Genomic DNA, 12,770 nt, shown 5'->3' with positions numbered 1-12,770 from the left:
GTCACCCCGCCGCGCTCACCTGCCGGGTCACCCCGTGGGGGGAGGGGGTCGCACCGGGACCGGTCACGCGGCGTCCCGGGGGCGCTCGCCGTACGAGGTTCCCGCCGGGGGCGTGTCCGGGCGCGCGGTGTCCCGGGGGCCGCTCGCCGTACGAGGTCCCTGCCGGGGGGACGGCGCCCGGCCGCGCGAAGGGGCCCCGGGGTCAGCCGCCGGGGCGGACCAGGCCCGACTCGTAGGCGTAGACGATCGCCTGGGCGCGGTCGCGCAGACCCAGTTTGGCCAGGATGCGGCCCACGTGGGTCTTGACGGTCTGCTCCGACAGCACGAGCTGCTCGGCGATCTCCTGGTTGGAGCGGCCCTGGGCGATCAGCGTGAGCACCTCGGTCTCGCGCTCGGTGATGTCGGCCGGCCTGGCACGCGGGCGGCGCGGCCCGACCCGGGCGAACTCCGAGATCAGCCGCCGGGTCACCGACGGCGCGAGCAGCGCGTCGCCGGAGGCGACGACCCGGACCGCCTCGGCGAGCTGCTGGGCGGAGGCGTCCTTGAGCAGGAACCCGCTCGCCCCGGCCCGCAGCGCCTCGTACACGTAGTCGTCGAGATCGAAGGTGGTCAGGATCAGCACCTTCGGCTTCGGGCCGTCGGCCTCCAGGATGGCCCGGGTGGCGGCCAGGCCGTCCATGACCGGCATCCGCACGTCCATCAGCACGACGTCCGGCCGCAGCTCGGCCGTCCGGGCGACGGCCTCGCGCCCGTCGGCGGCCTCGCCGACGACCTCGATGTCCGGCTGCGAACCGAGGAACACGGTGAAGCCGGTCCGCACCATGCCCTGGTCGTCGGCGATGAGCACCCGGATCGTCATGCGCCGTCCTCCGCGTCTTCCATGATCGGCAGTATGGCGGTGACCGCGAAGCCCTTGCCGACCGGCCCGGCCCACAGTCTGCCGCCGATCATGGAGACCCGTTCCCGCATGCCGAGCAGGCCGTGCCCGGCGTTGCCCGGCGGCCGCTCGCGACCGCCGCCGGCGCCGTTCGCCACGTGGACGCGCAGCTCGTCGCCGGAGCGGGTGATCCGTACCGAGACGGCCGCGCCGGGCGCGTGGCGCATGGCGTTGCTCAGCGCCTCCTGGACGATCCGGTAGGCCGACAGGCTCACCGTCGTGGGCAGCCCCAGCAGGTCGCCGCCGAGCCGGAGCGTCACGGTGAGCCCGGCGGAGCGCGCGGTGGCGATCAGCTCCTCCAGGCGGCCGAGGCCGGGCTGCGGCGCGGTGTCGGCGCGCTCGTCGCCGTCGCGCAGCACACCCAGCACGCGGCGCATCTCGGTCATGGCCGCCAGCGACAGCGCGCGGATCTCCCGCAGCCCCTCCTCCAGCGTCCCGGGATCCCCGGCGGCCTTCAGCGGCGTGGCCTCGGCCTGGATGGCGATCACCGACATGTGGTGGGCGACGACGTCGTGCAGCTCCCGGGCGATCCTGGTCCGTTCCTCCAGTACGGCCTGCGCCGCCAGGGCCCGCTCGCTGCGCCGTTCCTCCTCCGCCAGCCGGCCGGCGGCCAGGCGCCTGGTCCGCACGTTGTAGCCGAGGAGCGCGGTCACGGTGAGCATGACGGCGCCCAGCGCGATCAGGGGGTCGTCGGGCTTGACCGCGAACAGGGCGAGCATCGAGACGAGCCACGCCCCGAGGGTGGTCTCGCGGTCGCAGCGCACCGCCACCGAGTAGACGACCAGCAGGTAGGTGATGACGCCCGAGATGGAGTAGGGCTGGTTGAACAGCCGGTCCACGAAGTGGGCGGCCAGAAGCATGCCGCCGGTGGCCAGTCGCCAGGCCGCCAGCGGCCACCGGTTGCGCAGCGCCACCGGCAGCGAGGAGACGAGCGCGCAGAGGAAGAGGACGTTCTCGTTGATCCCCTGAGCGGGGACACCCGGCCGGGGCGGCATGCCGTTGAGGGTCAGCAGGAGCGAGTAGCCGCCGGCGAACAGGATCCAGGCGAGTACCAGGTCGGCCACCAGGACCAGGTCGACGGTCCGGAACGGCAGCAGTCCCAGGAAGACCGGAAGCCGGGGGCGGAGGCGCCGGGATCGGGGGAACGGCGGACCGGGTTCCCCTTTCACCAGGGCGCGGACCAGCGGCCGGGACAACCGGGGGAGGGCGTCGCGCAGGGGCACCGGCCCAGCCTAGGGAGGTCGCGGACGGCTGTCGTCCCGCCCCGGGGTGATCCGTCGCGTACCTCTCGGGGGTGACCCTTCCCCGAAGCCCTTCGCGGCGATCCCCGGGGAGGTCCGCGCCGGGGGTGATCCCGGCGTGTCCCGCGAAACCGCCCGGCCGGCCCTCGGGCTTCCGAAGTCCTGCGGAGCCCCCGGCGACGGCCGCCCCGAGGCTCCCGGGAGACTCGCCAGAGGAGTCGATTACAGAATTACGATCGCTCACGGCGAACACGCTCAATCCCGGGAACATTTCCACGCTCCCATTAATTGAGTCGATGTAACTCAACCCTTGGAGTGCGCATGAGTGAGAGCTTGATCCTCCCGGTTCTCCCGCTCGACGACCAGGTCGTGCTGCCGGGAATGGTGGTTCCGCTGGACCTGTCCGAGGCCGAGGTCCGGGCCGCGATCGACGCGGCTCAGGCGCTCACCGAGAACAAGGGGCAGGTCCTGCTCGTTCCCCGCATCGACGGCCGCTACGGCTCCGTCGGCGTCAAGGCCGTCATCGAGCAGGTCGGCAGGCTGCCCGGAGGCGAGCCCGCCGCCGTGGTGCGCGGCGTCGACCGCGTCCGCGTCGGCGCCGGCACGACCGGACCCGGCGCCGCGCTGTGGGTGCAGGCCACCGTCATCGAGGCCGTTCCGGCGGGCGAGCGCGCCGTCGAGCTGGCCAAGCAGTACAAGGCGCTGACCACCACGATCCTGCAGAAGCGGGGCGCCTGGCAGGTCGTCGACGCCGTCAACCAGATGGACGACCCGTCGGTCCTGGCCGACAGCTCCGGCTACGCCCCCTGGCTGGGCACCCAGCGCAAGGCCGAGATCCTGGAGGCCGCCGACCCGGCCGACCGGCTGGCCAAGCTGGTCGAGTGGGCGCGCGAGCACCTCGCCGAGCTCGACGTCGCCGAGACGATCCGCAAGGACGTCCAGGAGGGCATGGAGAAGCAGCAGCGCGAGTTCCTGCTGCGCCAGCAGCTCGCCGCCGTCCGCAAGGAGCTGTCGGAGCTCAACGGCTCCTCCCCGGAGACCGAGGAGGAGGACTACCGCGCCCGCGTCGAGGCCGCCGACCTGCCCGAGAAGGTGCGCGAGGCCGCGCTGAAGGAGGTCGACAAGCTGGAGCGGACCTCCGACCAGTCCCCGGAGACCGGCTGGATCCGCACCTGGCTCGACACCGTCCTCGACATCCCGTGGAACACCCGGACCGAGGACTCCTACGACATCGCCGCGGCCCGCGCCGTCCTCGACGCCGACCACACCGGCCTCGACGACGTCAAGGACCGCATCATCGAGTACCTCGCCGTCCGCGGCCGCCGCGCCGCCCAGGGGCTCGGGGTCGTCGGCGGGCGCCGCAGCGGCGCCGTACTGGCGCTGGCCGGTCCTCCCGGGGTCGGCAAGACCTCCCTCGGCGAGTCGGTGGCCCGCGCGATGGGCCGCAAGTTCGTCCGCGTCGCCCTCGGCGGCGTCCGCGACGAGGCCGAGATCCGCGGTCACCGCCGCACCTACGTCGGCGCGCTGCCCGGCCGGATCGTCCGCGCCGTCCGCGAGGCCGGCTCGATGAACCCGGTCGTGCTGCTCGACGAGGTGGACAAGGTCGGTTCCGACTACCGCGGCGACCCCACCGCCGCGCTGCTGGAGGTCCTCGACCCGGCGCAGAACCACACCTTCCGCGACCACTACCTGGAGGTCGAGCTCGACCTGTCCGACGTGCTGTTCCTGGCGACCGCCAACGTGCTGGAGGCCATCCCCGGCCCGCTGCTGGACCGCATGGAGATCGTCACCCTCGACGGCTACACCGAGGACGAGAAGGTCGCCATCGCCCGCGACCACCTGCTGCCCCGCCAGCTCGACAAGGCCGGCCTGACCGCCGAGGACGTCGTCATCGGCGAGGACGCGTTGCGCCGGCTGGCCGGCGAGTACACCAGGGAGGCCGGCGTGCGGTCCCTGGAACGCTCGATCGCCAGGGTCCTGCGCAAGGTGACCGCCAACGTCGCGCTCGGCGCAGGGGAGCTGCCGGTGACGGTGGAGGACCTCGTCCCCTACCTCGGCCGCCCGCGGCACGTGCCGGAGTCCTCGCTCCCGGAGTCCCGCCAGCGTACGGCGGTGCCCGGCGTGGCCACCGGCCTGGCGGTCACCGGCGCGGGCGGCGACGTCCTGTACGTCGAGGCGTCGCTGGCCGACCCGGAGACCGGCGACACCGGACTGACCCTGACCGGCCAGCTCGGCGACGTCATGAAGGAGTCGGCCAGGATCGCCCTGTCCTACCTGCGCTCGCGCGGCGCGGAGCTGGAGCTGCCGGTGTCCTCCCTCAAGGACCGCTCGGTGCACGTCCACTTCCCCGCCGGCGCCGTTCCCAAGGACGGTCCGTCGGCCGGCGTCACCCTGATCACGGCCCTGGCCTCGCTGCTGTCGGGCCGCCAGGTCAGGAGCGACGTGGCGATGACCGGCGAGGTCTCCCTCACCGGCCGGGTGCTGCCGATCGGCGGGGTCAAGCAGAAGCTGCTGGCCGCCCACCGGGCGGGCATCACCACCGTGCTGATCCCGGCCCGCAACGAGCCCGACCTGGACGACGTGCCCCAGGCGGTGCGCGACGAGCTGACCGTCCACACGGTCAGCGACGTGCGCGAGGTCCTGGAGATCGCGCTCACCCCGGCCAAGGTCGCCGACCGCGCCGCGGCCTGACCCGGCTCACGGGCCCCGCCCGCCTCACCCGGCCGGGCCCGCCTCCCGCGGCCCGACCGGCCGCCCGGGGTACGGCCGGCCGCGTGCGGCCCGGCCGGCCGTACCCGTGACGGCCCGCCCTTCCGAGAGGGCGGGCCGTCCGCCGTTCCGGACGGCCGCGGTGGTTCGGCCGGCCCTCCCAAAGGACATAAATGGACGAATTATTCATTCGCTTGAAGGGATGATCCGTCCATGCTGTCATGGGGGCATGCTGTACGGCACGCCTCGGCTGGAGGCCATCGACGACAAGGTCCTCGGCGAGATCGAGGAGATGCGGCGCGACCTGAAATACCGCCTCGCGGAGACCCACCGCTGGGACGGGAAACTCCGGCGCCACCTCCAGGCCCTGGCCATCCAGGGCTCGAACTCCATCGAGGGCTACCGCGCCAGCGTCGAGGACATCGAGTCGATCATGGCCGGTGAGGACCCGCTGGAGACCTCCGCCGCGGTGGCCAGGGAGATCTCCGGCTACCAGCAGGCACTCACCTACATCCGGATCCTCTCTCACGCCAGGGCGTTCCGATTCGACACCGGCCTGCTCCACGCGCTCAACTTCATGATGATCGGCCACCACGTGGACAAGACCCCGGGCGCCGTACGGCCCGGCGGCATCTACGTCCGCAACACGGCCACCGGCGAGGTCGTCTACGAGGGCCCGGACGCCGAGGAGGTGCCGGAGCTGCTGGAGGAGCTGACCGGCTGGCTGAACTCCGGCGACCTCGACGCGCCGAGCTACGTGCGGGCGGCCATGGCCCACTTCAACCTGGTGAGCATCCACCCCTGGCGCGACGGCAACGGCCGGATGTCCCGGGCGCTGCAGACGCTGGTGCTCGGCCGCGACCAGATCACCACCCCGGAGTTCTCCTCCATCGAGGAGTGGCTGGGCACCCTGGAGAACACGGTCGACTACTACCGCGCCCTGTCCGGCACACGGCGGGACATCCGGTGGAACCCGCACGGCGACACGCTGCCCTGGGTGCGGTTCTGCCTGCGCGCCCACCACCTCCAGGCCCAGCAGGTCGGGCGGCGGCTGGCCGAGGCGGGGGAGGTGTGGACGATGCTGGAGGAGCGCGTCGACGCCGACGGCCTGAACCCGCGGACCGTCTCCGCGCTCTACGAGGTGTTCGTCAACCGGCGGCTGCGCCGCAGCCGGTACCAGGCCGACGAGGCGCTCAGCCAGGGGCAGGCGGCCCGGGACCTGCGCGACCTGGCGGCCGGGGGATGGTTGCGGCCGTACGGGGAGACCAAGGGGCGCTTCTACGCGCCCGGCCCGCGGATGCAGGAGATCAAGGACGGCTTCGCCGCGCGGGCGGTGCCGCTGCGCGACCCCTACCGCCACGTCTGAGCCGGTGGCGCGTCTCGCGGTCTCCGGGAGACCACGACGTCTGAGCCGGTGGCGCGCCTCGCGCTCTCGGGGGGACCGCGAGACCCGGCCCCGCCAGGTGGTCGCCGTACGGCTTCGGGGGAGGCCGTCGCGGTCCCCGGAGCGCCTCCCGGGAGACCGTATCCCCGGTTCTCCCTGGTCAACCCTACTTTGGTAAAGTGGCCTGAATCACATGAAATATCAGGAATAGGGCTTCTAAAGCATGTGTTGACGCCCACGTGAAGACGACGCGCCGTGCCGCCCCGACCTCGACGGACCGAGGGTCGTGTCGTGGCATGTGCATGTGCGGGACTCACCGGATCCGCTCCGCGCGCTGACCCCGCCCCCGCCCCGTCCTCTTCGCGAACCCACGAAGGCTTCCACCATGACCTGCCCCGCGGACCGTCTCGTCCTGCGCCGTCTGAGCCACCTGCCCTTCCCCCCCGGCACCCGCTAGCCCGTCCCCCGCTCGACGTCCTTTCTTCGACATCCGTTTGGGGGATTCACGGCTGTGATCGACGTGTCAGGCCTGCGCAAGGTCTACCGGGATCGTGGACGCGAGGTGGTCGCCGTCGACGGCGTCGACCTCCGGGTCCGCGAGGGTGAGATCTTCGGTGTGCTGGGCCGCAGCGGCGCGGGCAAGAGCACCCTGCTGCGCTGCGTCAACCTGCTGGAACGGCCCACCGAGGGCACGGTGACCGTGGCCGGCCGGGAGCTGACCGCGCTGGGGGAGGGCGAGCTGCGCCTGGCCCGCCGCGGCATCGGGATGGTCCATCAGCACTTCGCGCTGATGTCCTCCCGCACGGTCGCCGGGAACGTCGCGTTCCCCCTGGAGGTCATGAAGACCGGCCGGGCGGAACGCGCCCGGCGCGTCGCCGAGCTGCTGGAGCTGGTGGGCCTGGGCGACAAGGCGAAGGCGCACCCCGGGCAGCTGTCCGGCGGCCAGAAGCAGCGCGTCGGCATCGCCCGCGCGCTGGCGGGCAGGCCCGCGGTGCTGCTGTCGGACGAGGCCACCTCGGCGCTCGACCCGGCCACCACCCAGTCGATCCTCGCCCTGCTGAAGAGCCTCAACCGCGAGCTCGGCCTGACGATCCTGCTGATCACCCACGAGATGAACGTCGTCAAGTCGATCTGCGACTCGGCCGCCATCATGGCGGACGGCCGGATCCAGGAGTCCGGAGCCATCCCCGACCTGCTCGCCCGTCCGGGGTCCCGGCTGACGGAGGAGCTGTTCCCGCTTCCCCCGGCCGAGCCGGACGCCGTCACGATCACCTTCGCCGGGCAGGCCGGCGAGCCGGTGATCTCGCAGCTGGTCCGCAAGTTCGACGTGGACGTCAACATCCTCGGCGGGGCGCTGGAGGAGGTCGCCGGGGTCTCCGCCGGACGGCTGCGCGTGCGCCTCACCGGCGGCGGCAGGGACGCCGCCCTCGCCCACCTGTCCGAGCGCGGCCTGCTGGTGGAGGAAGCCCGATGACCTGGGACGAGATGGCCCCCCTGCTGTGGGAGGCGACCTGGCAGACCGTCGAGATGGTCGCCTGGTCCACGCTGTTCACCGTGCTGATCGGGCTGCCGCTCGGCGTCGCGCTGATCGTCACCGACCGCGGCGGGCTGCTGCCCTCCGGACCGCTGAACCGGGTGCTCGGGCTGGTGGTCAACATCGGCCGCTCGCTGCCGTTCATCATCCTGATGATCGCGGTGATCCCGCTGACCCGGATGATCGTCGGCACCACCATCGGCACGACCGCCTCGGTGGTCCCGCTGACCCTCGGCGCCGCGCCGTTCTTCGCCCGCCTGGTGGAGACCGCCCTGCGCGAGGTCGGCGACGACAAGGTGCAGGCCGCCCAGGCCATGGGCGCGAGCCGTACGACGATCGTCGGCAAGGTCCTGCTGCCGGAGGCCATGCCCGGCCTGGTCGCGGGCCTGACGGTGACCGTGGTCGCGCTGATCTCCTACTCGGCGATGGCCGGCGCCATCGGCGGCGGAGGGCTGGGGGACCTGGCCATCCGCTACGGCTATCAGCGCTTCGAGACCTCACTGATGATCGTCACCGTCGTCGTCCTGATCGTCATCGTGCAGCTCGGCCAGATGCTGGGCGACTTCGCCGCCCGCCGCCTGGCCCGCCGCTGACCTTCCGCGCCCCCGCGCCCCCCGCGCCCCCCCGCGTTCCTCCCGTCCCCCCGGGATCCCGCCGAGACGGGTTCCCGGAGGGCCGGCCGTACCTTTCCCGTCCCCCGGAGGCCCCGCCGCGAGCGGGCCGCCGGACGCCGTATCCACAAGGAAGCACACCATGCGCAAGCTCATCGGAATCGTCTCCGCGATCATCGCGCTGACCCTGGCCCTGGCCGCCTGCGGCTCGGGCTCGTCCGGGTCCGGCGGCGAAGGCACGTCCTCGGCCTCCGACGTCCTCAAGGTCGGCGCCAGCCCGGTCCCGCACGCCGAGATCCTGAAGTTCGTCAAGGACAAGCTCGCCGCCAAGGAGGGCCTGAACCTCGAGATCGTCGAGTTCACCGACTACGTCCAGCCGAACGTCCAGCTCAATGACGGCCAGCTCGACGCCAACTACTTCCAGCACAAGCCCTACCTGGACGATTTCAACTCCTCCAAGGGCACCAAGCTGACCTTCGTGCAGCCGGTCCACCTGGAGCCGCTGGGCCTGTACTCCAAGAAGATCACCAGCCTGGACGCGCTGGGCTCGAACGCGACCGTCGCCGTGCCCAACGACGCCACCAACCTCGGCCGGGCGCTGAGGCTGCTCGCCGACAACGGCGTGATCACCCTGAAGGAGGGCGTCGGCACCGCCGCCACCGAGCGTGACGTGACCGGCAACCCCAAGAACCTGAAGTTCCAGCCGCTGGAGGCCGCGCAGCTGCCCCGCTCCCTCGACGACGTGGACGCCGCCGTGATCAACGGCAACTACGCCCTGGAGGCGGGCCTGAAGCCGGCCGAGAACGCGCTGGTGCTGGAGAAGTCCGAGAACAACCCCTACGCCAACGGCCTGGTCGTGGCGGCCGGCAAGGAGAAGGACCCGCGCGTGGTCAAGCTCGCCAAGCTGCTCGCCGGTCCCGAGGTGAAGCAGTTCATCGAGCAGCAGTACAAGGGCGCGGTCATCCCCGCCTCCTGACCCCGCGCCGCGCGTGCCGTACGGGCCCACGACCGTTCCATACGGTTCCGCGGCGTTCCCGTGCGAGTCTCGCGCCCGTGCCGTCCCGCACACCCCGCGCCACGCGCGTGCCGCACGACCGGGCCGCGGTCTCCGGACCCCCGGGGCCGCGGCCCGGTCATCTCTTCTCACCGGGCAACCGGCAGAGTAATGTTCGGTTTCATGCACCCGGGAGCGATCGCCGCCACCTCGCCGGACAAGCCCGCCGTGATCATGGCCGACTCCGGGCAGGTCGTCACCTACCGTGAGCTGGACTCCGAGTCCAACCGGCTGGCCCACCTCCTCCGGGCCGCGGGACTGCGGCCGGGCGACCACATCGCCTTCATGCTGGAGAACCACCCTCTGTTCCTGACGATCGCCTGGGCCGCCCACCGGTCGGGCCTGTACTACACGGCGATCAGTTCCCGGTTGCGGACCGACGAACTGGCCTACATCGTCGACAACTGCGGGGCGCGGGTCTTCATCTCCTCGGCCTCCCTGGCCGACGTGGCCGCCTCCGTCACCGCCCTGACCCCGAAGGTCGAGCTGCGGCTCATGCTCGACGGCGTCCCGGAGGGGGCGGAGGGGTTCGCCTCCTACGAGGAGGCGGTGGCGGCGCACCCGCCCACCCCCGTCGCCGACGAGTGCCAGGGCGCGGACATGCTCTACTCCTCGGGCACCACCGGCCGCCCCAAGGGCGTCAAGCCCACCCTGTCCAAGGCGCCGCTGGACGCGCCCGGCGGCCTGCTGCAACTCGTGCGGCTGCTGTTCGCGCCGTCGGCCGACAGCGTCTACCTCTCCCCGGCCCCGCTGTACCACGCCGCTCCGCTGCGGTACTGCATGACCTTCCAGCGGCTCGGCGCGACGGTCGTGGTCATGGAACGGTTCGACCCCGAGCGGGCCCTCGCGCTCATCGAGAAGTACGGCGTGACCCACTCGCAGTGGGTGCCGACCATGTTCATCAAGATGCTCAAGCTGCCCGACGAGGTCCGCGCCCGCCACGACCTGTCGTCGATGAGGTGCGCCATCCACGCCGCCGCCCCCTGCCCGATCCCGGTCAAGGAGCGGATGATCGAATGGTGGGGGCCGATCATCCACGAGTACTACGCCGGCACCGAGGGCAACGGCTTCCTGCACGTCGGCTCCGAGGACTGGCTCAAGCACCCGGGCACGGTCGGCCGCGCCCTGCTCGGCGTCGTGCGCATCCTCGACGAGGAGGGGGAGGAGCTGCCGCCGGGCGAGCACGGCACGGTCTACTTCTCCGACGGGCCGCGGTTCGTCTACCACGGCGACGAGGCCAAGACGGAGGCGTCGCGCGACCCCCGCGGCCGGGGCTGGACCACCCTCGGCGACATCGGATACCTCGACGAGGACGGCTTCCTCTACCTGACCGACCGCCGCTCCTACATGATCATCTCCGGCGGGGTGAACATCTACCCGCAGGAGGCGGAGAACGTCCTGTCGGTGCACCCGAAGGTCGCGGACGTCGCGGTCTTCGGCGTCCCCGACGAGGAGATGGGCGAGCAGGTCAAGGCCGTCGTCTCACCGGTCTCGATGGACCAGGCCGGTCCCGCGCTGGAGGCGGAGCTGATCGCCTACTGCCGGGAGCGGCTCGCGCCGTACAAGTGCCCGAAGTCGGTGGACTTCCGCGAGGAGCTGCCCCGCCACCCCACCGGCAAGCTCTACAAGCGCCTGCTGCGCGACGAGTACTGGCCCACCGGACGCTGACGCGCGCCGTCGCGGCCCGTTCCCGGGTGGCTCAACCCCGCGCGGCCCGCCCCGCGCGGCCCCCCACGCGGCCCGGCGTGATTTCCGTCACCGATCTCCGGGGCCGGCCGGACCCGCTGACCACGGCGCATAAAGCCGGCATCAGAAGAGCGCTTCTTTCCCGATCATCCTCTTAACCTGGTCTTACACCCTCTCCGGCATCTTTGGATGCACTGGAGTCACCGGTCGCCGCCTCGGCTCGGCACGGGCGGACGCGAGGAGTTGGGGAGCAGGACATGGAACCGAACAAGGATGGGCAGGACACCACCCCGGCCGATGTGACCGGCTGGAGCCAGTTCGGCAAGGTGCCGCCGCGAGCGGGAGGCTTCGCCGCCTCCAGGGCCGAAGGCCCGCAGCCGACGATGATCCACCCGATGCCGGAGACGCTCACCGCCCCGGCGCCCGGAGCCGTCCCCGCCCAGCGGACGCGGCTCACCGCCGCACAGAAGATCGGCGCGGGACTGGCGCTGGCCGTGGCGGCCGTCGGAGGCGGCGTGGTCGGCTCCGTCGCCACGGCCTCGTTCGACGACGGTCCCACCGCGGTGTCGGCCGCGGTGTCGGCGCCGCTGGCCGCCCCGGTCGGCAACGTGACCACGGTCGCCGACGTCGCCGCGGCGGTCCAGCCGTCGGTGGTGTCCATCCAGGTCAAGACCTCCGGAGGCAGCGGCGAGGGGTCGGGCGTGGTGCTGACGGCGGACGGCATGATCCTGACCAACAACCACGTGGTCGAGGCCGGCGGGCAGGGCGGCGAGGTGACCGTCAAGTTCAGCGACGGCAAGACCGCCACCGCGCGGGTCGTCGGCACCGACCCGGCCACCGACCTGGCGGTGATCAAGGCGAACGACGTCTCCGGCCTCACCGCCGCGTCGCTCGGCGACAGCGACAAGCTCAAGGTGGGCGACTCCGTGCTCGCCGTCGGCAGCCCGCTGGGCCTGTCCGGCTCGGTCACCGCGGGCATCGTCAGCGCCCTGGACCGTACGGTGACCGTCGGCGGCCAGCAGCAGCAGCCGCAGCTCCCGCCCGGCTGGGGCGGCGGCTGGGGCGGCGGGCAGCAACAGCAGCAGTCCGCGAGCGGGCCCACCACGATCGGCCACGCGATCCAGACCGACGCGGCGATCAACCCCGGCAACTCCGGCGGCGCGCTGGTCGACACGCGCGGCCAGGTCGTCGGCGTCAACTCGGCCATCGCCACCAACGGCGGCGAGGGCAACATCGGCGTCGGCTTCGCCATCCCGATCAACACGGCCAAGCAGGTGGCCGACCAGCTCATCAAGAGCGGCAAGGTCTCCCACGCGTTCCTCGGCGTGAACCTCGCCCAGGCCACCGGTGACGCGTCCGGCGCCCTCGTCGCCCAGGTCACCGCGGACAGCCCCGCGGAGAAGGCCGGGATCAAGCAGGGCGACGTCATCACGAAGATCGGCAGCACCGCGGTCGACGGCCCCGACACGGTGGTCGGCGCGGTGCGCGGCCTCAAGCCGGGCCAGGAGGTGTCGCTCACCTACGTCCGCGACGGCCGCGAGCAGAACGTCCGGGTGACCCTGGAGGAGAAGACCACCACCTCCTGACGACCCGACGCGCCCGGCCCGCCGTACG

Annotated in this window: 9 protein-coding genes; 7 read left to right on the top strand and 2 right to left on the bottom strand. The window is 72.3% G+C overall.

Going from position 1 to position 12,770, the window contains the following annotated elements; genetic code table 11:
• Positions 1–202 precede the first annotated feature (202 nt).
• On the bottom strand, positions 203–859 hold the full coding sequence (locus tag AB0D67_RS21245) for a response regulator transcription factor (protein WP_362938132.1): 657 nt from the start codon (positions 857–859) through the stop codon (positions 203–205).
• Positions 856–2,160, bottom strand: a complete 1,305-nt coding sequence (locus tag AB0D67_RS21240; RefSeq protein ID WP_362938129.1) for a sensor histidine kinase — start codon at positions 2,158–2,160, stop codon at positions 856–858. The genes AB0D67_RS21245 and AB0D67_RS21240 overlap by 4 nt, the downstream gene beginning before the upstream one ends.
• 339 nt (positions 2,161–2,499) lie before the next feature.
• On the opposite strand from AB0D67_RS21240, the gene lon reads away from it, so the two are divergent.
• The 7 genes from lon to AB0D67_RS21205 all read left to right on the top strand — a co-directional run bounded on the left by lon (position 2,500) and on the right by AB0D67_RS21205 (position 12,742).
• Positions 2,500–4,869 carry an endopeptidase La gene (gene lon / locus AB0D67_RS21235; protein WP_362938126.1) on the top strand — a complete coding sequence of 790 codons (2,370 nt, stop codon included), beginning with the start codon at positions 2,500–2,502 and terminating at the stop codon, positions 4,867–4,869.
• 247 nt (positions 4,870–5,116) lie between these two features.
• On the top strand, positions 5,117–6,253 hold the full coding sequence (locus tag AB0D67_RS21230; RefSeq protein WP_362938123.1) for a Fic family protein: 1,137 nt from the start codon (positions 5,117–5,119) through the stop codon (positions 6,251–6,253).
• A 529-nt stretch (positions 6,254–6,782) separates the two neighbouring features.
• Entirely contained in the window at positions 6,783–7,745 is a 963-nt protein-coding gene (locus AB0D67_RS21225; RefSeq protein WP_362938120.1) for an ATP-binding cassette domain-containing protein, read from the top strand.
• Positions 7,742–8,398, top strand: coding sequence for a methionine ABC transporter permease (locus AB0D67_RS21220; RefSeq protein ID WP_362938117.1), 657 nt, complete (start codon positions 7,742–7,744; stop codon positions 8,396–8,398). Before AB0D67_RS21225 ends, AB0D67_RS21220 begins: the two co-directional genes overlap by 4 nt.
• Positions 8,399–8,558: 160 nt before the next feature.
• Positions 8,559–9,392 (top strand): MetQ/NlpA family ABC transporter substrate-binding protein, encoded by an 834-nt coding sequence (locus AB0D67_RS21215; protein WP_362938114.1) that lies wholly within the window; start codon positions 8,559–8,561, stop codon positions 9,390–9,392.
• A 201-nt stretch (positions 9,393–9,593) separates the two neighbouring features.
• Positions 9,594–11,138 (top strand): AMP-binding protein, encoded by a 1,545-nt coding sequence (locus AB0D67_RS21210; RefSeq protein ID WP_362938110.1) that lies wholly within the window; start codon positions 9,594–9,596, stop codon positions 11,136–11,138.
• A 275-nt stretch (positions 11,139–11,413) separates the two neighbouring features.
• On the top strand, positions 11,414–12,742 hold the full coding sequence (locus tag AB0D67_RS21205; protein WP_362938107.1) for a trypsin-like peptidase domain-containing protein: 1,329 nt from the start codon (positions 11,414–11,416) through the stop codon (positions 12,740–12,742).
• The last annotated feature ends 28 nt before the right edge of the window (positions 12,743–12,770 follow it).

It is taken from the genome of Streptosporangium sp. NPDC048047 (assembly GCF_040653115.1).
Classification (GTDB): Bacteria; Actinomycetota; Actinomycetes; order Streptosporangiales; family Streptosporangiaceae; genus Streptosporangium.
The sequence above is the reverse complement of the archived record's forward strand: the minus strand, read 5'-3'. Positions and strand labels throughout refer to the sequence as shown.